Annotated in this window: 19 protein-coding genes; 15 read left to right on the plus strand and 4 right to left on the minus strand. The window is 62.0% G+C overall.

From position 1 onward, the window contains the following. Positions 1-47 precede the first annotated feature (47 nt). Positions 48-575, minus strand: a complete 528-nt coding sequence (locus tag AC1DWZ_RS06545; RefSeq protein ID WP_477168067.1) for a GNAT family N-acetyltransferase — start codon at positions 573-575, stop codon at positions 48-50. A 164-nt stretch (positions 576-739) separates the two neighbouring features. Further along, a complete protein-coding gene (locus AC1DWZ_RS06550; RefSeq protein WP_477168068.1) occupies positions 740-2560 on the minus strand; it encodes an ATP-binding protein in 1821 nt (606 codons plus the stop codon). 312 nt (positions 2561-2872) lie between these two features. Here AC1DWZ_RS06550 and AC1DWZ_RS06555 point away from each other — a divergent pair, with 312 nt between their 5' ends. The 9 genes from AC1DWZ_RS06555 (at position 2873) to AC1DWZ_RS06595 (ending at position 13406) form a co-directional block, all read left to right on the plus strand. Then, positions 2873-3655 carry a carbon-nitrogen hydrolase family protein gene (locus AC1DWZ_RS06555; protein WP_477168069.1) on the plus strand — a complete coding sequence of 261 codons (783 nt, stop codon included), beginning with the start codon at positions 2873-2875 and terminating at the stop codon, positions 3653-3655. 148 nt (positions 3656-3803) lie between these two features. After that, positions 3804-4802 (plus strand): phosphotransferase enzyme family protein, encoded by a 999-nt coding sequence (locus tag AC1DWZ_RS06560; RefSeq protein ID WP_477168070.1) that lies wholly within the window; start codon positions 3804-3806, stop codon positions 4800-4802. Positions 4803-5163: 361 nt separating this feature from the next. Continuing rightward, a complete protein-coding gene (locus AC1DWZ_RS06565; protein WP_477168071.1) occupies positions 5164-6051 on the plus strand; it encodes a proline iminopeptidase-family hydrolase in 888 nt (295 codons plus the stop codon). A gap of 20 nt (positions 6052-6071) precedes the next feature. Beyond that, positions 6072-7016 carry an ABC transporter permease gene (locus AC1DWZ_RS06570; protein ID WP_477168072.1) on the plus strand — a complete coding sequence of 315 codons (945 nt, stop codon included), beginning with the start codon at positions 6072-6074 and terminating at the stop codon, positions 7014-7016. Continuing rightward, positions 7013-7864, plus strand: a complete 852-nt coding sequence (locus AC1DWZ_RS06575; protein ID WP_477168073.1) for an ABC transporter permease — start codon at positions 7013-7015, stop codon at positions 7862-7864. Before AC1DWZ_RS06570 ends, AC1DWZ_RS06575 begins: the two co-directional genes overlap by 4 nt. A 47-nt stretch (positions 7865-7911) precedes the next feature. After that, entirely contained in the window at positions 7912-8856 is a 945-nt protein-coding gene (locus AC1DWZ_RS06580; protein WP_477168074.1) for an ABC transporter ATP-binding protein, read from the plus strand. After that, the gene (locus AC1DWZ_RS06585) at positions 8853-9863 is read left to right on the plus strand and encodes an ABC transporter ATP-binding protein (RefSeq protein ID WP_477168075.1); all 1011 of its coding nucleotides are present in this window, start codon (positions 8853-8855) and stop codon (positions 9861-9863) included. The genes AC1DWZ_RS06580 and AC1DWZ_RS06585 overlap by 4 nt, the downstream gene beginning before the upstream one ends. After that, positions 9856-11376, plus strand: a complete 1521-nt coding sequence (locus tag AC1DWZ_RS06590; protein WP_477168076.1) for an ABC transporter substrate-binding protein — start codon at positions 9856-9858, stop codon at positions 11374-11376. Before AC1DWZ_RS06585 ends, AC1DWZ_RS06590 begins: the two co-directional genes overlap by 8 nt. A gap of 533 nt (positions 11377-11909) precedes the next feature. Continuing rightward, positions 11910-13406, plus strand: a complete 1497-nt coding sequence (locus AC1DWZ_RS06595; protein WP_477168077.1) for a methyl-accepting chemotaxis protein — start codon at positions 11910-11912, stop codon at positions 13404-13406. Between the two features lie 270 nt (positions 13407-13676). On the opposite strand, the gene AC1DWZ_RS06600 is transcribed toward AC1DWZ_RS06595, so the two are convergent. After that, the gene (locus tag AC1DWZ_RS06600; RefSeq protein WP_477168078.1) at positions 13677-15800 is read right to left on the minus strand and encodes a methyl-accepting chemotaxis protein; all 2124 of its coding nucleotides are present in this window, start codon (positions 15798-15800) and stop codon (positions 13677-13679) included. Between the two features lie 321 nt (positions 15801-16121). Between AC1DWZ_RS06600 and AC1DWZ_RS06605 the strand changes: the two genes are divergently transcribed. The 4 genes from AC1DWZ_RS06605 (at position 16122) to AC1DWZ_RS06620 (ending at position 22000) form a co-directional block, all read left to right on the plus strand. Beyond that, positions 16122-16955 carry a pirin family protein gene (locus AC1DWZ_RS06605; RefSeq protein ID WP_477168079.1) on the plus strand — a complete coding sequence of 278 codons (834 nt, stop codon included), beginning with the start codon at positions 16122-16124 and terminating at the stop codon, positions 16953-16955. 179 nt (positions 16956-17134) lie between these two features. Next, positions 17135-18706 (plus strand): trimethylamine methyltransferase family protein, encoded by a 1572-nt coding sequence (locus AC1DWZ_RS06610; protein WP_477168080.1) that lies wholly within the window; start codon positions 17135-17137, stop codon positions 18704-18706. A gap of 131 nt (positions 18707-18837) precedes the next feature. After that, on the plus strand, positions 18838-19641 hold the full coding sequence (locus AC1DWZ_RS06615) for a M55 family metallopeptidase (RefSeq protein ID WP_477168081.1): 804 nt from the start codon (positions 18838-18840) through the stop codon (positions 19639-19641). A gap of 181 nt (positions 19642-19822) precedes the next feature. Next, positions 19823-22000: a PAS domain-containing sensor histidine kinase gene (locus AC1DWZ_RS06620; RefSeq protein WP_477168082.1), complete on the plus strand. Its 2178-nt coding sequence runs from the start codon at positions 19823-19825 to the stop codon at positions 21998-22000. Positions 22001-22003: 3 nt separating this feature from the next. Here the strand turns inward: AC1DWZ_RS06620 and AC1DWZ_RS06625 are convergent, their stop codons facing one another. Continuing rightward, the gene (locus AC1DWZ_RS06625; protein ID WP_477168083.1) at positions 22004-23587 is read right to left on the minus strand and encodes a winged helix-turn-helix domain-containing tetratricopeptide repeat protein; all 1584 of its coding nucleotides are present in this window, start codon (positions 23585-23587) and stop codon (positions 22004-22006) included. Between the two features lie 449 nt (positions 23588-24036). Between AC1DWZ_RS06625 and AC1DWZ_RS06630 the strand changes: the two genes are divergently transcribed. Continuing rightward, positions 24037-24807, plus strand: a complete 771-nt coding sequence (locus AC1DWZ_RS06630) for an SDR family oxidoreductase (protein WP_477168084.1) — start codon at positions 24037-24039, stop codon at positions 24805-24807. 64 nt (positions 24808-24871) lie between these two features. Beyond that, positions 24872-25288: a cupin domain-containing protein gene (locus tag AC1DWZ_RS06635; RefSeq protein ID WP_477168085.1), complete on the plus strand. Its 417-nt coding sequence runs from the start codon at positions 24872-24874 to the stop codon at positions 25286-25288. Positions 25289-25387: the final 99 nt, after the last annotated feature.

The raw sequence follows: 25387 nt of genomic DNA on the forward strand, positions 1-25387 counted from the left end.
TTATTACCTAATAAATGAAATTTATCAAAAAGGGCGGTTGAAGCCTATCAGCTTGCCGCCGGAGTCCCTTCCAGGGTCGCAATGCCGAAGGGTGCAGGATAAATTATCCTGCCTTTTCTACCACTTAAGCTATTTTTTGTCAATTCCAGCGCCATGAAGGCCGGGCCCGAGAAGGGAGCGTCGAAGCCCATGGCGGTCTCCGCCCGGAAACCGAAGCGGGCATAGAATTCCGGATGGCCCAGCACGATCACGGCTTCCCACCCTTCCTGTCGCGCCCTCGCCAGGCCAGCCCTGGTGAGGGCGCTGCCGATTCCCCGGCGATGATAGGCCGGATGGACGGCCAAAGGCGCCAGCGACAAAGCCAGCGCGGTCTCGTCCCCGACTTCGGCAATCAGCGGGCTGAACAGGACATGTCCGGCGATGCGCCCGTCCACGACCGCCGTCAATGAAACCACGGCCAGCTCCGCAGCGATCAAATCGGCCACCAGCTTGCCCTCCTCGGGCGTCCCGAAGGCCGCATCATGGAGTGCGATAAGGGCAGGCAGGTCGCCCGCCGATGTCTCTCTGATATCCATGCATGGGATATAAGCAGTTGTTAGCTGACACCAAGCTTAAGCGGTGCCCAAGTGATCCGGCCTCGCACAAAATTGACCATGAAACCCGACTTTGAATGCCGAAACCGGGTGTCAGGCCCAAGCTTCAGACTGGGGGCTTCACGCAGAGGCTTCACGCGGTGGCGTCACGCCCGGTCGCGCTGCCGGAACAGGGCATGGGCACGGCATTGGGTGATGGCGTCGGTCAAGGCATCTGCCCGATAGGGCTTGGCGATGATGGGCAGGTTTTCGGCTGCCACCTCGGCTGTGGCACTGGAATAGCCGCTGGCCAAGAGCACCGCCTGGTCGGGAAAATGCCGGCGAATGCGGCGCGCAAGGTCAAGTCCGCTCATGCCACCCGGCATGACGATATCCGAAAAGACCAGATCAAAGCGCTGACCGCCGAGCAACAGTGCCAGCGCCGTCTGCGCATCCTGAACCCAATGCACGCGATAGCCGATTTGTTCCAGCATGCGGCGCGAGGTTTGCGCAACCGCCGCATCATCTTCGACCAGCAGCACGGTCCCACCGCGCCCGCTGGCGACAACTGCCGGTGTGGCCGGTAGATCGATCTGGACCGCAGCAGCCTTGGCGCGCGGCAGGTGCAGGGTGACGGTGGTACCCTGGCCCAGCGCGCTCTCGATGCCGGCAAAGCCACCGGCCTGGGCGGCGAAACCCTGGACCTGATGCAGGCCGAGCCCACTGCCCTTGCCGACGTCCTTGGTGGTGAAAAAGGGCTGAAAGACCCGTTCCAGGATATCGGCGGCAATGCCGGTCCCGGTATCCCGCACATTGAGCGCCACATAGTCGGCACGCTGCCCATCGGCGTCGGCAGCGCGTGTGACATTGCTGGCATCGATATGCACCATGCCACCGTCCGGCATGGCATCGCGGGCATTGACGCAAAGATTGATGAGGGCCAGCTCCAACTCGTCGAAATCGCATTCGACCGGCCACAGATCCTCCGGCAGGTCGATGTGGATACGCATGTCGCCGCCCAGCACCCGCCCCAGAAATTCCCGCCAGATGTCGGCATGCCCTGACAGTTTGATGATTTCCGGGCGCAGCGCCTGCTGGCGGGTGAAGGCCAGCAACTGGCGCGTGAGGCGCGCACCGCTCACGGCCGCATGTTCGATGGCCTCGACCATGGCGGCGCCATCTTCGTTGGCGACGAAGCGCTCCACCAATTCGGCATTGCCCAGGATGATGGTCAGCAGATTGTTGAAATCATGGGCGACGGCACCGGTCAGGCGGCCGATCGCTTCCAGCTTGTTGCGCTCCAGCAGCGCCTCTTGGGCGCGCTGCCGTTCGTGGATCTCGGCTTCCAATTGCTGCGTGCGCTCCAGGACGCGCTGTTCCAGCGTGGCGTTGAGCTGCTGCAGGCGCTCTTCGCTGTGGCGCAGGGCCTGGTTGCTGGCCAGCAGTTCCTGCGTGCTGCGGACAATCTCCGCCTCCATGCGCTCAGCCACCTGGCGCAGGGAGCGCGTCTCCTGGTCCTTGCGGCTGTCCTGCTGCGACAGATGGATGAGCGCCGTCACATCCTCGACCCGGTGAATGATCCAGGCGACATCGCCGGCTGCATCGAGTACCGGCGTGTTGATCGGGCTCCAATATTTCTCCTCGTAACCGCCGCCTTCATCTTCCGGCCGTCGCACATCGTATTTCTGCACCGCCATCGAATCGGCCATGCGGTTGTGCAGCACCCGCAACAGGGAGGCGCGCAGATTGCCGACCCCATCGGCCTGCAGATCGTCCGGATTGTCCGGAAAGACGTCGAAGATGTTGCGGCCGAGAATGGCGTCGCGCTGGGTGAGGGTGGCTGCCAGATAGGCGTTGCTCACCGCGACGATGTCGAGGTTTGGGTCCAGGATCAGGTAAAGTCCCGGTACTGCTTCAAAGATCGTCCGGAAATCGACCGATTGCGGCACCGGATCGCCGCTGGAAGGCGTGTTGGGTGGCGGAGTCATTCATTCTCCCGACAGAACGCGGCGCATCGAGGCCAAGACCTCGCGAGCTCCCTCCCCAGCTCTCTCACATCGGCCGGCAGACTTTTTAATCTTCATGAAGCCTATCATCGCGCGGAAAGATTTCAAGCAACGGATCGGCTTGCGCGTCACGAGGGTAGGTATTTTCATCACATGACGTCGCTGCAGCACCTGCCCGGCCGGCGAAGATCGTGTATAGGAACGACCCACATGGCCGTCCCCCCAGGACGACGTCTCTAGGACGACGTTTCTGGGGCGATGCAGCTGGGGTGACAGATATCGATGAGGACCGCGATGCGCCTTGCGCTGTTGCAGAATGATTCCGTGCCGGGCGACACCGCATGGCAATTCACCGCACTTGCCGAAGTGGCGCGCCATCTGGCCGGCCGCGCCGATCTTCTGGTAACGCCGGAACTGTTCCAGACCGGCTATCGCATCCCGGCTGCCGACATGCAGCGCCTCGCGGAACCGGCCGACGGCCCCTTTGCGAAAAAGGTGGCAGCCCTGGCGGCGGAAACGGGTGTCGCCATTCTCTATGGCTTTCCGGAACGCGCGGGTGATCTCGTCTACAATGCCGTGCAGGTGTTTGGTGGCGATGGCAAAGCGCTTGCCCTCTATCGCAAGCTGCATCTCCCCAGCGACGATGAGCGTGATGTCTTTGCCGCCGGCGACCGGATCGTGACCTTCGATCTCAAAGGCTTCAAGGTGGCACCGCTCATCTGCTACGACGTCGAATTTCCGGAATCGGTGCGTGCCTGTGCCGCCGCCGGTGCCGATCTGGTCATCGCCCCAACGGCTTTACGCAAGCATTGGGCCCAGATCGCCGAGATGATGATCCCCGTGCGCGCGCTGGAAAACGGATTGTTCCTCGCCTACGCCAACCAGGCCGGGTCCGAGGCCGATTGGCACTATGCCGGCCTGTCGTGCATCATCGGCCCCGACGGCCAGCAGTTGGCGCGCGCCGGCGACGAGCCCGCGGTGATCCTCGCCGAACTCGATCACGGCGCCATCGCCAAAGCGCGGGCGAAGCTGACTTACTTAACTGACGTTCGCTTCAAACTCACCGGGCCAACATGATCTCTTTTGTTTTCCCGTCATGCCCGGGCTTGGCCCGGGCATCCACACCATCCGCGGCACTCGTGGATCCCCGGGTCTCCGCCCGGGGATGACGGGTTTTTAGGACACTCGGCCACCTCACCTGCAAATTCCGGAGCAATACCGACTCATGAGCTCACCGCTCACCTCTGCCACCCTCACACCTATCATCGATGACATCGCTGCCGCCGCGCTCCCGCGCTGGGGTCTTGGCGGGGCTGATCTCACGCTGATCAATCATTCGGAAAACTGGACCTACCGCGTCACGCCAGCCGGTGCCGCACGGCCGGTGATCCTGCGGGTGCACCGGGCCGGCTATCATTCCCTGAACGGCATCCGCAGCGAGCTCGCCTGGATGCGGGCCTTGCAGGCGGACGCCGGTGTGAAGACGCCACAGGCCATTCCGGCGCTGGACGGCAGTGACATTCAGGCCATCTCACATCCTTCGCTCGATGAACCGCGCTATTGCGTGCTGTTCGCATTCATCGACGGAATTGAACCGCCGCAGGACAATCTCATCGCCCCCTTCCGCCAATTGGGCGAGGTCACCGCCCGTTGTCACAATCATAGCGAGACCTGGACCCGTCCGGCCTTCTTCGAACGCCTGTCCTGGGACTTTGCCCATGCGGTGGGCACGTTGCCCAATTGGGGCGATTGGCGCCACGGCCCGGATTGCACGCCAGGCCGCGTGCAGCTCATTCAGCGCGCCGTCGATCTCCTTGAAAAAAGACTCATCGCCTTTGGCCAGGCCCGCAACCGCTATGGCTATATCCACGCCGATTTCCGCCTCGCCAATCTGCTGCTGCATGAGGGCGACGTGCGGGTGATCGATTTTGACGATTCGGGCCTGGGCTGGTTTCTCTACGACGCCGCGACGGCGGTCAGCTTCTTTGAAGACCGCGCCGACGTGCCGGATCTCATGGAAGCCTGGAAGGAAGGCTATCGCCGCCAGCGCGCCTTGCCCAAGGCGGATGAGGACGAGATCTGGACTTTTGTCCTGCTGCGCCGCCTCACCCTCTTCGCCTGGATGGGCTCCCACAGCGAAACCGACCTCGCGCGTACGGAAGGACCGGGTTACAGCGTCGGGACGTGCGAACTGGCGGAGCGGTATCTGACAAGGTTTGGGTGATACTCGGTACGCCCAATATGGACTCACCCCGACCCTCTCCCCTCGCGGGAGAGGGTCGGGGTGAGGGGGTGGAGAGATCGGACTCGCTGAGAGATCCCCCTCACCCGCTCGCGTCGCTCGCACCCTCTCCCGCAAGGGGAGAGGGTGCACATCGCCCTCGCTGTCAAACCCACACGCGCACGCGTCAAGCTCGGTCCCGCCTACCGCACTAAGTTCCATCTTGTTGTCATTCCGGCAGCGAATGCGCTTGATATCGCAACTGCGAAAGCCCTAGCATTGCGCCGCACGCGCGCCGCTCTTCAAGAGCGCGCGGCATGACAGGTTGGCCGTGACTGGCCGGGTTGACGCGAGAGGGACGGGTATGTGGCGCGAGATTGCCGCCGACGAGCGGCATGAGATCACCGTCGATGGCTACAAGGTCGTGGCCTACAGTTTTGGCAGGGGGCCGGAAACGGTTCTCCTGCTCAACGGCGGTCCGGGCCTGCCCTGCGATTATCTGCGCGAGGCGCATTCCTGTCTCATTGATCAAGGTTATCGCGTGGTTGCCTTCGACCAGCTGGGCACCGGTTCTTCCGACCGCCCTACGGACGAAAAACTGTGGAACATCACGCGTTACGTGGCGGAGGTGGAAACAATCCGCATGGCGCTGAATCTTGGCCAGGTGCATCTCCTTGGTCATTCCTGGGGCGGCTGGCTAGCAATCGAATATGCCGTGACGCATCCCCGGAATCTGAAGACCCTGATCCTCGAAGATACCAATGCCGACATGCCGCATCTCATCGGCGAGTTGATGCGCCTGCGCGATGCTTTGGGCTCCGAGACGGTGGCCATGATGCAGCGGCACGAGGCGCAAGGCACACTCAATCATCCCGAATATCAGGCCGCGGTCACCATCCTCAATTACCGCCATGTCTGCAGGCTCGAGGAATGGCCGGCGCCGGTCAAGCGTTCGCTCGACGATTGGAACATGGGACCCTATGGCACCATGCAGGGGCCCAATGAATTCCTCTATACCGGCAATCTGAAAGATTGGAACCGGGTGCCCGATCTCCACAAGATTCCCTGTCCCGTGCTCATCACCACCGGCCAGCATGACGAGCTGACGCCGGCCTGCGCGCTCCGCATGAAGCTGCATTTGAAGAATGCCGAACTGCATGTGTTCCCGAACAGCAGCCACATGCCCTTCTACGAGGAGCCGCATGCCTATTACCCGGTGCTGATCGACTTCCTGCAACGTCACCGCAGTTAAGACAAAGCTGACAGAAGCAGATGTCCCTGCATCGCTATCGCTTCATCCTCACCCGGCCGCTACAGCTCATTCCGGTGCTGTTCGGTATCAGCATCATCACCTTCGTGCTGGTTCGGCTCATTCCCGGTGATCCGGCCCGCGTGCTCCTCGGGGCCAAATCGACCCCGGAAGCCATCGCTCGCATCCGCGCGCAGTTCGGCCTCGATGAACCGATCTGGCTGCAATATGCCTACTTCCTCAAGAATCTCGGGTTCGGCGACATGGGGAAGTCGATCCTCTACAAGGTCCCGGTGCTGCAATTGGTGATCGAACGGGTCGGCCCGACCTTGGCGCTGATCCTGGGTAGCGTATTGCTGGCGTTGTTGCTCGCCATTCCGTTGGCGTCATTGGCCGCGACACAACGCGGGCGCGTTGCGGACCATGCCATCCGCCTCTTCTCGACCGCCGGCCTCGGCTTCCCGCCCTTCTGGCTCGCCATCATGCTGATCATCCTCTTCAGCGTGAAACTCGACCTCTTCCCCGTGGCGGGCTGGGGCGACACGCTGGCCGATCAGCTCCATCATCTGGTGCTGCCTTGCTTCACCGTCGCCCTCGCTTTGTCCGCCGTCATCACGCGCAATCTGCGCGCCAGCATGATCGCGGAGTTGGCGTCCGATCACGCCACGGCGGCACGGGCCCGGGGGCTTGCTGAATCGCGGGTGTTCTGGCGCCATGTGCTGCCCAACGCAGTCATCCCGGCGATCAACCTCCTTGCCGTCAATATCGGCTGGCTCATTGGCGGCAGCGTGGTCATCGAAACCGTGTTCTCGATCCCCGGCATGGGCCAGCTCCTGGTGCGCGGCATTTTCACCCGCGACTATATGGTGGTGCAGTCGGTTGCCATGATCTTTGCCGTGGCGACCGTGCTGGTGAACTTCCTTGCTGACGTGCTCACCGTCGCCATCGATCCGCGGGTGGAGTTGTGAGCGTCGCCGCGGTCTCATCGCGACCCGGCTGGCTGCCGCGTTTCGGCCGCTATCCGCTGCCGCTCTATCTCGGCGCCGGGTTGATCGGCTTCATCATTCTCATCGCGATCTTCGCACCGCTCGTGGCGCCGTTCGATCCCATTGCGCAGAATCTCGACGTCAAGCTGCAGGGACCAAGCTGGGCCTATCCGTTCGGCACCGACAATTTCGGCCGCGACATTCTCTCGCGCATTATCTGGGGTGCGCGCATCGATCTGCAGATGGGCCTGATCGGCGTCGCCTTTCCGTTCATCATCGGCACCACCGTCGGCGCCATCGCCGGCTATGCCGGCCGCGCGGTGGATGCGGTCGCCATGCGCATCGTCGACATCGTGCTGGCCTTCCCGTTCCTCGTGCTGATGCTGGCCATCATCGCCATCCTGAAGCCGGGCCTGTCCAGCTTCTACATCGCCATGGCCCTCGTCGGCTGGGTCTCCTACGCACGCCTCATCCGCGCCCAGGTGCTGGTGCTGAAATCCGCGGACTTCGTGCTGGCGGCGCGCAGCCTCGGCTACAGCCATCCGCGCATCCTCTTCCGCCACATTCTGCCCAATGTGCTCACCGGTTCGATCGTCTTCTCGATGTCGGACGTGGTGCTGGTGGTGTTGAACGGTGCCGCCATCTCCTATCTCGGCCTCGGCGTCCAGCCACCTACGGCGGAGTGGGGCATCATGATCGCCGAGGGGCAGAACTTCATCACCACCGCCTGGTGGATCACCGCCTTCCCGGGCTTTGCCATCGTCGTCATGGCCCTGGGCTTCAGCCTGTTGGCCGATGGCCTCGGCGAATGGCTTGGTATACGCGAATGATAAGCACTCTCACAAAAAATCCTTTGTTATCAGTCAAGGATCTGCGGGTGACAGCGCGCCGGCACGACCAGCTATTCGACATTGTAGAACAAGTGTCATTTTCCGTCGGTCGGGCTGAGGTGCTGGGACTGGTCGGCGAGAGTGGGTCGGGCAAGAGCGTTACCTGCCGCGCCATCCTCCGATTGCTGCCGGGCGCCAACCTCAGCTTGAGCGAAGGCGAGGTGATCTTCGAGGGCCGCGACTTCGCGAAAATGTCGGATGCGGAGATCCGCGCCGAGCGGGGATCGTCGGTCGGCATGATCTTCCAGAACCCGGCGAGCCATCTCGACCCGGTCATGAGCATTGGCGATCAGGTGGCGGAATCCATTCTGGTGCATCGGGGTGTCAGCCGTGCCGAGGCCTGGGGCCAAGCCATTGATCTGCTGCGGCAAGTGGGTATCCCGGATCCGCAACGCCGCGCGCGGGGCCATGCCCATGAATTCTCCGGCGGCATGCGCCAGCGTGCGATGATCGCTGCGGCTCTCGCCTGCGATCCGCAACTCCTCATCGCCGATGAACCGACCACCGCCCTTGATGTCACCGTGCAGGCGCAGATCCTGCGCTTGCTCTTGGATCTCCGCGACAAAAGAGGCCTGTCGATCATCCTGGTCACCCACGATCTTGGCGTGGTGGCGCAGGCCTGCGACAGCATCGCCGTCATGTATGGCGGGCGCCTCGTCGAGACGGGGCCGAAGCGCGATGTCTTGAAGGCACCGTTCCATCCCTATACCGCAAGGCTCATCGCCTGCCAGCCGGGCCACAAGCTCGATGGCCGGTTGCTGCCGAGCATTCCGGGCCAGCCGCCCAGCGCCGGCGACATGCCGGATGGCTGCCGCTTCCACCCGCGCTGCGATCTTGCGCGACCGAGCTGCAGGCAAGCGGTGCCGCCTTTGGTGCAGCGCGCCGCACAGCATCTGGCGGCCTGTCCTGTCACCGCGGAGATGCAGCCATGAGCGCCCCCTTGCTGCGGGTCGAGGATCTTGCCGTGCATTTCAAGGCCGGTGGCGGGTTGGGGCAGAAGAAGAAGTTGGTGCGTGCGGTCAATGGGGTGTCGTTCGAGCTCAAGGCCGGCGAGACATTGGGCCTGGTCGGTGAAAGCGGCTGCGGCAAGAGCACGCTGGGGCGCGCACTCTTGCGCCTTGGCGATATCACCGAGGGCCGCGCCTTCTTCGACGGCATCGACGTGGCACGCGCCGACGCGGCGGGCATCGCACGCCTGCGCCGCGAAACTGCCATGATCTTCCAGGACCCCTACAACGCCCTCAATCCCCGCCTGACCATCGGCAACGCCATCGCCGAGGTGCTGCGCGTGCATGGCAAGGTGCCGCCCACCCAAATCAAGACGCGCGTGGCCGAGCTGATGCAGCTGGTCGGCCTGTCGCCGAATTTGGCCAGCCGCCGCCCCGCGGCCTTGAGCGGCGGGCAGTGCCAGCGTGCCGGCATCGCGCGGGCGCTGGCGATAGATCCCAAGCTGATTATCGCCGACGAATGCGTGGCAGCACTCGATGTCTCAATCCAGGCGCAGATCATCAACCTGCTTATCGAGCTCAAGGCGAAGATGAATCTTGCCCTCATCTTCATCGCCCACGATCTTGGCGTGGTACGGCGGTTATGCGACCGCGTCGCCGTCATGTATCTGGGGCGCATCGTCGAGGAAGGATTGACCGAGGATGTGTTCGGCAATCCGCAGCACCCCTATACCAAGGCACTGATGCGCGCCATTCCGGAGATCGACCCGGATCGCGGCCTGCCAGCCGATCCGCTGGGCGGCGAACCGCCGAGCCCGCTCAACCTGCCCACGGGCTGTGCCTTTCACCCGCGTTGCCCCGACGCGATGGCGATGTGCACCCAAGACCCGGTGCCGGCGCAGCGCTTCGTCAATAATTGCCATGTCGCTTGCCATCTCTATCCGGAACAACAAACCAACGATCGTCAAACAAGGGAGAGGATCCATGCTTAAGAAAAAATGGTTGAGTATCTGTGCGGCCAGTGTGTTCGCGTTGCTGACGCTGGGGACGAGTATGGCGGAGGCCGACGGTGTGCTGAGCATCGGCCGGCGCGAGGACGGCACCACGTTCGATCCCATCAAGACCACGCAGAATACCGATTTCTGGGTGTTCTCGAACGTCTTTGATGTGCTGGTCCGTGTCGACAAGACCGGCACCAAGCTGGAACCGGGTCTTGCCGAAAGCTGGGAAGTCTCGCCCGACGGGCTCGTTTATACCTTCAAGATCCGCGACACGAAATTCTCCGACGGCTCGCCCCTCACGGCCAAGGATGGTGCCTTCACCCTGCTGCGCATCCGCGACAATCCCGGTTCGCTCTGGGCCGATACCTACAAGGTGATCAAGACCGCGGAAGCCAAGGACGATCGCACGCTGGTGGTGACGCTGAAGCAGCCGGCAGCGCCGTTCCTGGCCTCGCTCGCCATGCCTGGTGCCTCGGTCCTCTCTGAAAAATATGTCACCGCCCAGGGCGAGGACGCGATCATGGATCATCCGCTGGGATCGGGCGCCTTTGAGCTTGGCGAATGGAAGCGCGGCGAGAAAGTCGTCTTGAAGAAGAACCCCAATTTCTGGGAAGCCGACCGGGTGAAGCTGGATGGCGTCGAATGGATCTCGATCCCCGACGACAATACCCGCATGCTGAAGGTCCAGGCCGGCGAACTGGACGCGGCGATCTTCGTGCCGTTCTCGCGCATCGCCGAGCTGCAGAAGGATCCCAACCTCACCGTCGAGCTCGATCCCTCGACGCGCGAGGATCATCTCCTGATCAATCAGCGCAACGAGACCCTGGCCAAGATTCCGGTGCGCCAGGCGCTCGACATGGCGATCGACAAGCAGGCCATCGTCGACACCGCGACCTTCGGCTTTGGCGAAGTCGCCAATTCCTATGTCCCCAAGGGCGCCCTCTATCACAACGACAAGAACCTGCTGCGGCCCTATGATCCGGAAGGCGCCAAGAAGATGCTGGCCGATGCCGGTGCCAGCGATCTGACCTTGAACTACATCGTCGATGCCGGCGACGAAGTGGCGGAACAGACCGCCATCCTCATCCAGCAGCAGCTGGCCAAGGCCGGCGTCACGGTCAACATCAGCAAAGTCGATCCAAGCTCAAGCTGGCAGATGGAAGTGGATGGCGAATACGATATCGCCACCAATTACTGGACCAATGACGTCATCGACCCGGACCAGAAGACCACCTTCGTGCTGGGCCATGATGCCAACAACAACTACATGACCCATTACAAGAACGACAAGGTAAAGGAGCTGGTGGCCGCGGCCCGCGTCGAGATGGACCCGAAGAAGCGCGAGGCCATGTATATCGAGATCCAGACCATCGCCAAGGACGAGGCGCATTGGATCGATCTCTATTACAGCCCCTATCGCAACGTCAGTCGCAAAAACGTCGAAGGCTTCTACCAGAATCCGCTCGGCCGGTTCTTCCTCGAGGATACGGTGAAGAAGCAATAGCGGCTTATCGCATCGATTGTTGCGACGGCCGGGCAAGAGATTGCCCGGCCGTTTTCTTAAAACGCGGCACCATACCCGCCGTTATGCCCAGTTTGACCAAAGGCATCCGCGAGCTGATGCCTCTCACAGAGAAACACTTAGCCCCCAACATTAAGTGCGAGGGTGACTGCGGCGAGAGCGTCTATTCGCGGGTCGCTCTATTCGCCCCTTTTACTCAGAGCGGTGCGGGTACTGCCGACGCGTCAAAGTCATCCCGCAATTCATGGTGGGCCAATTTTTATACGAATGTCTCATCATCGATGACTCTCATTGGACGAAGAGACGCAGGACGCTAGTCCTGATCGATATTTAATCTTTTATTATCTGCTATTGGCGCAGATTTTAGAGAAGCGCTGGTGGCAGTGTCTACCGGGTTGCATTCACAGGTTGGTGCCGCATCTGATCGCGTCTCGCCTAGCGCAACTCATGAAACCGACCCTGTTCCGCGCGGAGATTGATTGCGTTTCTTTGCAACGTCATTGAGGTCACAGACAATGTCGATATTTCGTAGTGATGCCGCTGCCATCCTTGGCGCCTTGAACCGGTCCCAAGCCATCATTGAATTCAACATGGATGGCACGATCATCAAGGCGAATGAGCCGTTCCTCAAAGCCATGGGATACAGCCTTAGCGAAATAAAGGGGCAGCATCACAGCATGTTTGTGGAGCCGCAATACAAAGCGAGCGCCGACTATCAGAAATTCTGGGATATTCTGCGGCGTGGTGAATTCCAGGCTGCCCAGTTCAAGCGCCTCGCGAAGGGCGGGAGAGAAGTATGGCTTGAAGCATCCTACAATCCCGTCTTCGACAGTCGCGGCCGGCCGGTGAAAGTCGTCAAGATTGCGACTGACATCTCCGTCCAAAAAGCAGTCAATGCCGACCTGCTTGGCAAGGTCGAAGCCATCTCCAGATCGCAGGCCGTGATCGAGTTCAATCTCGATGGCACGATCATCACGGCGAACGACAATTTTCTCAAAGCGATGGGCTACCGGCTTGAGGAAATACAGGGCAAACACCACAGCATGTTTGTCGAACCTCAGTATAAGAACAGCTCAGAGTACAAGCAGTTCTGGGAGGCGCTGCACCGGGGTGAGTTCCAGGCCGGTCAGTTCAAGCGCCTTGCAAAGGGCGGGAAAGAAATCTGGCTGGAGGCTTCCTACAATCCGGTGCTGGATGCCAATGGAAATCCCTGCAAAGTGGTAAAATTTGCCACCGACCTGTCGCAACGCAAGGCGGAAAACGAGGCCTTGGCGCAAAACTTTGAAACCGGCGTGAAAGCGCTGGTCGATGACATTTCAACGTCGGCCCATAGTATGGAAAAAACCGCACAGTCGCTGGCAGCGGCGGCGGAACAAACCAGCCAGCAGTCGAATACCGTCGCCACCGCGACGGAAGAGCTGTCGGCATCCGTGAGCGAGATTGCCAGACAGCTTGCCGAAGCGACGCGTGTGGTCGGCATTGCCGTCTCGCGCGCCGAGAATTCCGGCAAGATGGTCAGCGACCTCGTCACCGCTGCCGAAAAAATCGGCAATGTAACCCAGATGATCAACGACATTGCCAGTCAGACAAACCTTCTTGCCCTCAATGCGACCATTGAAGCCGCGCGCGCCGGCGATGCGGGGAAAGGGTTTGCTGTTGTCGCCTCGGAGGTGAAATCGCTCGCCAATCAGACGTCGCAGGCAACCGATGAAATTGCCCAGCAGATCAAAGGCATTCAAGAGTCGAGCCAAGCCACGGCAACAGCCATTGGCGAGATCGGGAAAATCATCAACCAGGTGAGTGAGATCAGCACGTCGATCTCGGGTGCGGTCGAAGAACAATCGGCGGCCACGCGCGAGGTGTCAGCCAATATCAGCGGCGTGACAATGGCGGCTGGCGAATCTGGACGCTCTTCGTCAGATGTTCTCAATGTCTCTCAGTCCCTGGCGGCCCAGGCGTCAAGCCTCGGTGTCAGTGTCGACAAGTTCCTGCTCGACGTTCGCGCGATGTGACGCGGCGGAACATCGACGGTTTTTACCGGAGCCCGCTGGGAAGGTTCTTCCTGGCGGATATGGTGAAGAAGCAATAGCTGGTTGAGGTCGAATGACCGGGCAAACTATTGCTCGGTCGGATAACCCTCTCCCCTCGCGGGAGAGGGTAGGGTGAGGGGCTCTATCAACGAGCCCGGTCTTTCCACCCCCTCACCCCGACCCTCTCCCGCGAGGGGAGAGGGAGTGAGTTCGCAGGGGCAGTGCCTTAGCGCGGAGATAAAAGAAGACGCCTTAAAGCGTCCTCACCACATGCAGGAAGCTTTCCACTTCCCGGCGCAGCATGGCGCCGTTTTTGGCGAGTTCGGCGGCGGCGGTCAGCACCTGGCCGGAGGCGAGGCTGGTCTGTTGCGAGGCTTCGGTGACGCCGCCGATATTGGCGGAGACCTCGCTGGTGCCGGCGGCGGCCTGTTGCACGTTCCGCGAAATCTCCTGAGTGGCAGCCCCTTGTTCTTCGACCGCCGAGGCGATGGCGGTGGAGATCTCGCTGACCCGGCCGATCACCTGGGTGATGCCGCGGATGGCGTCGGCCGAGCTTTCGCTGGATTGCTGGATGGCGCGGACTTGGCCGCCGATCTCCTCGGTGGCCTTGGCGGTCTGCATGGCGAGGTTCTTGACCTCCGATGCCACCACGGCAAAGCCCTTGCCGGCTTCCCCGGCGCGGGCGGCCTCAATGGTGGCGTTCAGGGCTAATAGATTGGTCTGGCTGGCGATGGCGTTGATGAGCGTCACCACGTCGCCGATCTTCTCGGCCGCGGCCGACAGTGCCTTGACGCGGTCATTGGTGGTGTCGGCCTGAGCGACGGCGTCGCCGACAATGCGGTTGGATTCGGTGATCTGGTTGCTGATCTCGTGGATCGAGGATGAAAGTTCCTCGGTGGCCGAGGCCACGGTCTGCACGTTCTGGGTCATCTCCTCGGCGGCGGCGGCCACCACATTCGATTGCTGCGCGGTCTCTTCCGCTGTTGCCGACATTGCCTGGGCGGTCGATTGCAATTCGGTGGCCGCGGCACTCACTGCCTCGACCACGACGCCGATCGCCGTGTCGAACTGTGTCACCGCACTTTCCATGCGCTTGCCACGGTCGATCTGGCGTTCCTGCTGCGCCGCCTGTTCCGCCGCGAGCGCGCGGCCTTCAATGAGCTTGCCGCGGAATTGTTCGGTGGCCTTGGCCATGTCGCCCAGCTCATCCTGGCGCGCCGTCGCCGGGACGGTCACATCATATTTCCCGTCGGCCAAGGTCGCCATCGTGCCAGAGAGGCCACCCAGTGGCCTGGTGATGGTGCGTGCGCCGAAGAAGCCGAACAAGGCCGCGATGATGAGGGCAAGGAGGCCGATGCCGATGATGTAATTGCGCGTCTCATGGGCTGCGGCATAGACCTCGTCGCTGTCGATCTCAGCGAGAATGCCCCATTTGACGCCTTCGACCTCGAGCGGCTTGAAAGCCGAGACGACGGGGATCCCCCGGTAATCCAGGCCCTCGGCAACGCCGCTCTCGCCGGCCAGGGCGGAATCCGCGGCCGCGGTGCGGACCTCTTGGACGAGAATCGAGGTTTCACCTGTTTTCAGGAACCGTGAATCACTGCGCATCTTATGATCCGGGCCGACAATGTAGGTTTCGCCGCTTTCCCCCATGCCCTCGGCGCGCTGCATGATGGCGTTGATGCGGCCGATCGGCATTTGAAAGACGAGCGTGCCGAGAACCTTGTCGCCGCGCTTGATCGGCGCGCCGATGAAGCTTGCCGCCACATTGTTGCTGGGGGCATAGGCGGCAAAATCAGCAAAGGATTTGGCAACACTGCCATTGCCCTCGGTGATCTGGCGCCAGACAGCGGCTAGGCCGGACTCTTTCCATTTGCCGGTGGCGAGGTTGGTGCCGTAGTCGGGCTCCTTGGTATAGGAGTAGACGACGTCGCCGGCGGATGAGATCAGGAAGATGTCATAATAGCCGCGTGTCTCGGCATAGGTCCTGAACCATGGGTGGAAGCTGCCATGCATGGTGCTGTAATCCGACCCGTCGGTTGCGGCATCGAGCTCCCACAATTTGCCCTTGCTGGGATTGTTATCGACATAGAGCCCGCGTGCGGTATCGCCGCCGAGGAGCGCGAAGGTGCGGGTAAAGCCGGCCATTGCCTGGATCGTGACGCCATCCGCCGCGAGCAGGTTGAGATCTTCCTCGATCGCTGCGAGATAATCATGGAGGGCCGCACCGCGCGCATCGGCCAGCGCCAGAAGCCTCTCTTCCGCGGATTTCTTGAGGGCGCTTTGCGCAAAGGACACAGCGACAATGCCGACGGCGGCAACTGCGAGACAAAGAAGCATCACGACAGCGGCGGGAATCTTGGTGGCAAGGCGCATTGCACTTCTCCCCAGAAGGTAGAGCCATGAATATTGAAAGATGCTCCGGCTCCGCGGTGCATTCCCGCCATACGGGAAAGACCTTTCATGCAAAAACGCTACGCCGATATAATTAATTTTCGGCAAACCCGCGAGAGTTGCGTAAAGAATTGAAATGACAGCGCTTTCTGCACTTATAAAGATGCGCTGGAAAGACCTTGAAAGCCCAAAAAGATTGTCCCGATCGGGTAAACAATTAGGTGACCAGGCGACTTATTGTTCGCACCGCCTGCGAACCCTATTTTAGGGCCAGGTATGAGAATTCCAGAATGAGGTGCCGCGATGGCGATCAGAGAGACCCAGCATATCATCACCGGCCAGGAGACATCGGACGGGGCGGGCGTGCATATGAAGCGCCTGTTTCCGGTGCAGGGGATCATGCAGATCGATCCCTTCCTGCTGTTCGACGAATTCGGCTCGGACGATCCAGGCACCTATATCGGCGGCTTTCCGGACCATCCGCATCGCGGCTTCGAGACCGTCACCTATATGCTGGCGGGCCTCATGCGCCATTTCGACAATAAGGGGAATAGCGGCCTCCTGGAGCCCGGCGGCGCGCAATGGATGACCGCGGGGCGGGGCCTCGTCCATTCGGAAATGCCGGAACAGACCGATGGCTTGATGCGCGGGTTCCAGATCTGGATCAATCTGCCGGCGGCGGAAAAGATGGTGGCGCCGCGCTATCAGGATTACCGGCCGGATCAGATTCCAGCAAAGACGCTGGCGAACGGCATTGTCCTGAAAGTCGTGGCCGGTACGGCCGGTGGCATTGCCGGGCCGGTCAACGGCGTCTCGCGCCAGCCGCTGCTGGTCGATGTCACGCTGCCTGCCGGCACGGCATGGCGGCATGCGGTCGATGCGGAAGCGACTGTGCTGGCTCATGTCTTCGAAGGGTCGGCCGCCATCGGTGGCCTCGACCTTGGCACCACGCAGATGGGGGTGATGGGTCCCGGCGACGAAATCGAGATCACGGCCGGGCCGGATGGCGCGCGTGTTCTCATTCTGGCTGCAAGGCCGATCGGCGAACCGGTGGCGCGTGCCGGTCCCTTTGTCATGAACACCCGTGCCGAGATCGAGCAGGCTTTCGCGGACTATCAGGCCGGTCATTTCGGCTAATGGCGATTTGTCTGATGATGCGATGCGGTATTGCGCAAAGCGCATCGCGCTAGTGGATAAATTCTCATAGGCATTCTGTTCAGGCTGAACGCACCTCGGTAAGGTCGGTCCCAACTCCATGCGTCATCCCCGGGTCAAGCCCGGGGATGACGGAGGAAAACGGACGGGACAGAAACAACATGGCCAGTGAGAGCGAAAGCGGCGCCCGCGTTTCCGCACGGCGCCGGCGTCCGGATGCCGATCATCCACGCCGCCCGCGGGATGCCGGTCTCGCCCAGGGCAATTTCCCCGCCATCCTGCATCGCAGCCTGAAGCCTATTGAGCCGCTGGATCCGGAACAATTGGAGGCGATCCACCGCGCGTCGCTCATTATCCTGGATGAGATCGGCATCGAGTTCATGGGGAAGAAGGCGCGGGATGCATTCCAGAAGGCCGGCGCCAAGGTCGACCATGGCACCGGCCAGGTGCGCATTCCGGCGGAGCTGGTGGCCGAGGCGCTGAAGACCGCGCCCGGAAGCTTTCGCCTGACGCCGCGCAACCCCGCCCGCATTGTTGAGCTGGGCGGGGACAGCCTTGCCTTCAGCCTGGTCGCCGGCCCGCCCATGGTCGAGGATCGCATCAACGGGCGGCGCGCCGGCAATCTCCCCGACTATCAGCGCCTCATCCAATTGGCGCAGAGTTTCGACATCATCCACCTTCTTGGCAACCAGCCGACGGCGCCGCAGGAACTGCCGGCGGTGAGCCGCCATCTCGATTGTTATCTCGCCAATCTCACTTATTCGGACAAGGTCTTTCACTGCACGGCGATCGGCGCCGAGCGGGCGCTCGACGGCATCGACATGATGGCGATCGCGCGCGGCAAGAGACGGGAAGATCTCATCGAGGATCCATCGCTCTTGACCATCATCTCGGTCAACTCGCCGCGCCGTTTCGACGAATCGATGAGCGACGGGTTGATGGCGATGAGCGCCTGGGGCCAGGCCACGGTGGTGACGCCCTTCACCCTGATGGGCGCCATGGCGCCGGTCTCTCTCGCAGCGGCCTTGGCACAGCAGAATGCGGAGGCCCTAGCCGGCATTGTTCTCACCCAGCTGACGCGGCCGGGGGCGCCGGTGGTTTACGGCGCCTTTACGTCCAATGTCGATCTGCGCTCCGGGGCACCCGCTTTCGGCACCGCGGAGAATGCGCGTGCCACTTTGTGCGGCGGGCAATTGGCGCGGCGCTATGGCCTGCCCTACCGGGCCAGCAATGCCAGCGCCAGCAATACGGTGGACGCGCAGGCGGCCTATGAATCGCAGATGTCGCTCTGGTCCTCGGTCATGGGCGGGGCGAACCTCGTCTATCACGGTGCCGGCTGGATGGAAGGCGGTCTCTGTGCTTCCTTCGAGAAGATCGTGCTCGATGTCGAGATGCTGCATTTGATGGCGACCCTGGTGCAGCCCTTCATCGTCAACGATGCCGAGCTGGGCCTCGATGCACAGCGCGAGGTGAGCCCAGGCGGGCATTTCTTCGGCGCGCAGCATACGCTGGAGCGCTATCAGACGGCGTTTCATAAACCGCTGCTGGCAGATTGGCGCTCTTATCCCAACTGGTCCGAGGACGGCGCCAAGGATGCCACCATGCGGGCGACGGCGGTGTGGCAGCAGGCCTTGCATGTCTATACGCCACCGCCGCTGGATGTGGCGGTGGTCGAGGCACTGAATGATTTCGTGGTGCGGCGCAAGGAAGAGCGCAAGAGTGCCGGGGATTGACGCCCTTTTATCGTCATGGCCCGCCTTCGCGGACCATGACGAAGGGGGAACCTCGCTCCAATTGCATTTCCGCCATCATTCATGCATCAATCGCGGCGGGATCTTTTACGACCGTATGATTGGAATGCATCATGAAGGTTTTCATCAGCAGCGATATTGAGGGCACTGCCGGCATCACCCATTGGGACGAAGCCGACAAGAAGCATTTTTCCTATCCGGAAATCCGCGAGCTGATGACGGGCGAGGTGCTGGCGGCGATCGAGGGGGCAATCGAAGGCGGCGCCACCGAGATCCTGTTGAAGGATGCCCATGATTCCGGGCGCAACATCATCACGGCCAATCTGCCATCCTGCGTCCGCATCATCCGCGGCTGGAGCGGGACGCCGCTCAGCATGGTGCAGGGCATCGACGGCGGTTTCGACGCGGTGGTGTTCACCGGTTATCATTCCCGTGCCGGGGCGGAGACCAATCCGCTGGCACACACCATGAATTTGCGGGTGAATGAGTTGCGCCTCAATGGCGTGCCGGCGTCCGAGTTCCACATGCATGCGACAGCGGCCGCCTATTACCATGTGCCTGCCGTGTTTCTCTCCGGCGACAAGGCGATCTGCGAAGATGCGCAAAGGCTCAACCCGAACATGGTGACGGTGCCGGTGCTGGAGGGGCTCGGCCGGTCGACCATTTCGCTGGCGCCCRCTGTTGCACGGGCGAATATCAAGGCCGGGGTGAAGAAGGCGATGAGCCTCGATCGCAAGAGCTGCTTGCTGCCGGTGCCCAAGGAGACCGTGCTGGAGGTCGAGTTCAACAACCCGACCGATGCCTATCGCGCCGCCTGGTATCCGGGCGCCAAGCATATCGGCCGCCGGACCGTGCAATTCGCGAGCGCCGATTTTTTCGAGATCATGCGCGCCCAAAAATTCATCCTAGGAATCTAGGCTGGGAAGCCGGCCAGGTTGATGTGCCGTCGTGCCGGCGCGTAATAGTTCGTTAGGAGTCTCGTAAGACTTCAGGCCCAGTATGGAGCCTGGCGTCGCCGCTCCAGCGACCAGCTTGCCGCCCGATATGCGCCGATGCCAAAGAATGCCCGATATGGACAGTAGCCGGGGATTTGGATCGGTGCAGAAGCAGACCTCGACCATCACCCCGATCCTGCTGGGCGCCGGAATCATCGTCGCGCTGGCGGTGGGTGCAGCCTATGTCGCCCCCAGCCCTCTCTACACCGCCTTCTTTGACAATGTGCATTGGACGGTGGCGACCTTGGCTGCGGCCTGGATCGCCTGGCTTGGCTATCGCCATGCGCCGACAGAGCAGGCTGGGAAAGTTCCCGGGAAAACTCCTGGGGAGTGCGCTGGCGATCCCGCCGCCGATAAGAGGGCGCGCTTCTGGTTCGCCTGCGGCCTCACCAGCTATGCCGCCGGGCAACTTCTCTGGGATCTCCAGGCCTATCTCGATTGGAACTTCTTTCCAGGTCCATCCGACCTCTTCTACATGCTGATGGGGCCGTTCTGCGCGGTCGGGTTCACGGCGGCGCTGGGCAACCGCACCGCTGCTGCCGACCGGCGCGCCTACGGCCTCGACGCGGCGGCGCTGTCGGTTGGTGTCCTGGCCATTGTGCTGGCCCTCTATCTGCCGAAGCATGGCATGCTGGGCACACTGCAGCTTGCGGTCATGGTTGCCTATCCCTTCGGCCTGCTGGGCGCCATCTGCTGTGCCCTGGTCCTGGTGCTGATGACCCGGCCGCGTGGCGACATGCCGTGGATCATGCTGCTATGCGGCCTCACCGCGATCAGCTTCATCTGGATGCTGTGGAACGCCTTGGTGCTGAACAATACCGTCGGCACGGGCAAGGGCTTGAATGCCATGTTCTCGGTGGCCAGCCTGATCAGTGGCTATGCCGCCGCCAACTGGCGCCTGCGGCCGTCGCTCAGCCTCACCTATGACCGCATCGCCGGCACGATCCGCTATCTGCTGCCGATGATCCTGGTGCTGCTGGCTTGTGCGGGCATCGTGCTCACCACGGTGCTGCCCGATATGCCGCGGGCCCTGCAGCTGGTGATCGATGGCGGCGCCATCCTGGTGGCGATCCTGGCCATCATCCGCCAGAGCTTCCTGCTTAAGGAACGCGACGTGCTGCTGCAGGCCGAGAGCCACGCGCGGCGTTTGGCGGACCGCATGCGCGCCTTCTTCTCCGTGAGCGACGACCCGATCTTCGTCTGCCGGGTGGAGGGCGACCGCTTCGTCTATGAAGAACTCAACCCGGCGGCGCTGGCGGTCATCAACAAGCAGCCCGGCGAATTTCGCGAGGTGACGCCCCAGGACATCATGCCGCCCGACCTTGCCGAAAAAGTGTGCGCGCTCTACCGGCAATGCGTCACGAGCGGCCAGCCGATCCGCTACGAATATGCCTTCGACAGCCCGACCGGCGTGCACTGGTTCGATACCAGGCTGCTGCCGGTGCGCGATATCCATGGGCGGGTGACGCATCTTCATGGCATTTCGCGCAGCGTCACGGAAATCAAGAAGCAGACCGGCAAGCTGGAGCAGCTGGCCGTCGATCTCGACCGGGCCCGGCGCGAGGCGGAATCGGCCAACCGCGCCAAATCCATGTTCCTGGCGAAGATGAGCCACGAACTGCGCACACCTTTGAACGCCATCCTGGGCTTCACCGAACTCATGGACCGGCAGGTGTTCGGCCCGATCGGGTCGGAGCGCTATCAGGGCTATCTCGGCGATATCTACAATAGCGGACACATGCTGCTGCTGCTGGTCAATGATGTCCTCGATCTCTCCAAGCTGGAAGCGGGCCAGTACCAGTTGCGCGAGGAGAGCGTCGATCTTGGCGAGATCGCCGCCGAAACCTGCGCCATGCTGGAGCAGCAGGCACATGCCAAGGGTGTCAAGCTCGCCAACATCCGCAGGCCCTTGCCGCGCGTCATGGCGGACCGGCGTGCCATCGGCCAGATCCTGGTCAACCTGGTCGCTAACGGCCTTAAATTCACGCCGAGCGAGGGCAGCGTCGAGATCATCACGGACCGTGGCGTCGACGGGGCACCGCAGCTGGTGGTGCGCGACACCGGCATGGGCATTCCGAGGCACGAGATTCACGCCGTGCGCGAAGCCTTCGTTCAAGGGGCCAGCGCCACCCGTTCGGCCGAAACCGGCACCGGCCTCGGCCTCACCATCGTCTGCTCGATGGCCGAATTGCATGGCGGCGCCGTGACGATCGACAGCGAGGAAGGCAAGGGAACGACCGTGACGGTGCGCCTGCCGGCAAGCCGGATGCTGGCAGCTTAGAACTCACTCCGGCAGCCCGGCTTTGCGAAGGCCGTCTGCGAGTGTGGCCCGGTCTTCCGGTCGCCTGAGCGGGAGCCAATCCTTGAGATTGGAGATCCGGAGAGCGGAATCCAGCCTTCGTACATGGAGCATCGCCCGCTGTGCATCGTCCATTTGACCGGCGAGCGCATGGCTTGCCGCGATGATGACGGCCACCAGCAGAAAGCTCGGCAGATTGGTGAATGCCTTCTCGGCCCAGGACGATGCCTGATCGGTGCGTCCTGCGAAGAGATGCGCCAGCGCCATGCCGGCCTGCATGCGCACCATCTCCGGATCGAGCGGGCTCAAGCGCATGGCGCGCGCGAAATGCTCGATCGCATCGTCCTGCTCGCCTCGCGCCACGCGCTGGAAGCCGCCGAGATACCAGGCGGCCGACAAATTCGGATTGAGCATCAGCGCCCGGTCGAGCAAGGCAATGCAGCTGTCGAGATCGGCGCCGAAATGGCCGAGCGCATGGCCGCCGCGCGTCAGCGCCGCGGCATCGTCCTTGCCCAGTTCCACCGCGCGGCGGGCCAGCCTGGCACCTTCCTCGATTTCCTGCGTGCGATCCGTCATCCAGCCGTTGATCTTGCGCCAGAAGTGACACCAGGCGGCCATGCCATAGGCCGAGGCGTAGTCCGGATCGAGGTCGATCGCCTGATAGAACAGCGGCAGCGCCTCGTCGATCGCCTCCCGGGTTCCTCGATGAAATTGCGCCATGCCGCGCAAATAAAGGTCATACCCATCAAGGCTTTCGGTGGACTTCCGCTTGGCCCGCTCGATTTCCGCCCGCTCGATCTCCGGCGATATCGCACCGACGACGCTGGTGGTGATCTGATCCTGCAGGTCGAAGATGTCGTCGAGGGTGCCTTCGAACCGGTCCGCCCAGATATGGGCGCCTGTGGTCGCATCGATGAGCTGGCCGGTGATGCGGACCCGGTTCGCTGACCTGCGCACGCTGCCTTCCAGGATATAGCGGACGCCCAATTCGCGGCCGACCTGCTTTACGTCCACCACGCGGCCCTTGTAGGTAAAGCTCGAATTGCGCGCGACGACGAACAGCCAGCGGATGCGCGACAGTGCCGCGGTGATGTCTTCGACCACGCCGTCGGCAAAATATTCCTGCTCCGGATCGCCGCTGAGATTATGGAACGGCAGGGCGGCAATCGATGGCTTGTCGGGCAGGGCCAATGGGGGTGCGGATGTGCCAGTGGGTCCGGCGGGTTGCGCCACCGTGACGCTGGGCCGATCCGACGAATTTGTTTCCCGGACATCGCCCACGAAGCGCAGGCCCTTGCGCGAGACCGTGCGGATCAGGCGCTGGTCGGCACCGGTGTCGCCGATCGCCTTTCGCGCCGCGTTGATGTGGGAAGTGAGGGTCGATTCAGAGACGATCCGCCCGCCCCACACCGCGTCCAGCAGATCGTCCTTGCTGGCAACGCGGTCACGGTTCCGCAGCAGATAGAGCAGCAGATCGAAGACTTGCGGTCCGATGGCGACCACCTCGGATCCACGCGTGAGTTCCCGCCGATCAGGATCGAGCAGGTAATTGTCGAAAGCGAATTGCACGTCGGCACTCCCTGACCCCGCGATGGCTTCTATTGCGGCAAGGCATTGAGAATACGTTGTTTTTGCCTCAGGCAGGCTGCTGGCCCGCCTGCCGACATTGGGGCTATTGCATACGGTGCTCTTCTCAATTCGTCATCCTCGGGCCCAGCCTTGATACAAACCGGCCGAGGATCAGGTCCCGCCGCCGAGCTGTTGCCGGCAGATCCCCGGGTCAAGCCCGGGGATGACGGACAAAGCGGATATTTGCCTGCCATAGCCGATGGCCTTGGGAATATTACCGCGGCGCCCAGGCTTTTTGGACAAATATTGGAGCCAAATCCAAGGGCGATTGAAGCCCTTTACAAAGTCTTCCGGGCGGCCTGCAGGCATCCTCCACACATCGACCGCGCCACATCGACCAAACTGCGTCGATCAATTTGGTCGCGGCGAAAATCAGACAGGAGGATCCCATGTGTGCAGATAAGTCATCGAAGAAAATCGTGGTCATCGGCGGCAGCGGCCTGATCGGCAGCAAGGTCGTGAACAAGCTGCAGGCACTCGGCCATAACGTCCTCGCGGCGTCGCCCAGCTCCGGTGTCAATTCCGTCACCGGCGAAGGGCTGGCGGATGCGTTGGCCGGCGCCGACATCGTCGTCGACGTGGTGAACTCGCCCTCCTTCGAAGAGAAGGCGGTTATGGAATTTTTCGAAAAGTCGGGCCGCAATCTGATGAAGGCGGAAGCTGCGGCGGGTGTTGGCCATCACGTCGCCTTGTCGGTGGTCGGCACCGACCGCCTCACGGACAATATCTACCTCCGCGCGAAGCTGGCCCAGGAAAAGCTGATCAAGGAATCGAAGACCCCATACACGATCCTGCGCGCGACACAGTTCTTCGAATTCGTCGGCGCCATCGGTGAATCCGCTGCAGACGGAAAGACGATCCGCCTGTCGCCGGCCTTATTCCAGCCGATCGCGTCGGATGACGTCGTGGCGGCCTTGGTTGACGTGACGCTTGGGGCGCCGGTGAACGGCATCGTCGAGGTGGGCGGGCCAGAGAAGATCAGCCTCGATGAATGCGTTCGTCGTTTCCTCGCCGCCAAGAAGGATCCGCGCGAAGTCGTCCCGGACGTTCACGCGCGCTATTTCGGGTCAGTACTCAACGATCTGTCGCTTACGGCAGGCAGCGCAGCGCGCGTTGGCGAGGTGAGGTTCGCCGACTGGCTCGGCCGGGCCGTCGCTTGAGCCTTAAGAAGCACCTTTCGACGGATTCCCATCAGCGCGTTCATTCCGACAAGGGAGAGTATAGATGTCTCGAAAATTGTTCTGCGGCGTCGCCGTTGCAGGCCTCATCTTCACAGCGATCGCCATGGGCGAAGCTCATGCCGACAATCGCAAGATCACCGTGGTCTTCGATCATGTGCTGCCGAATGTGCCCGGCAAGAGCATGAAGGGCGTGCTGGTCGAATACGGACCGGGTGCCTCATCGCCAGCGCACACCCATCCCGCCTCGGCCTTCATCTATGCGACGGTTCTCGAAGGTGCCGTTCGCATCAAGGTCAATGACGAGCCGGAAAAGATCTATCACGCCGGCGAGAATTTCGTGGAAATGCCGGGCGATCATCACGCGGTCAGCGCAAATGCCAGCGACACGGAACCCTCACGCCTGCTGGCCGTCTTCGTTGTCGACACCGACGCCAAGGATCTCGTGACAGAGGATAAATAGTGACACGCGGCAGCGACGGCCGCCCGCGACCAGGTTGGCGGCCGGAAGCTGTTTCACATGCCAGTCGGCATTGCCTCGGTTCTAGGTCGTCATCCCCGG

The organism is Dongia sp. P2_B8, from assembly GCF_056404715.1.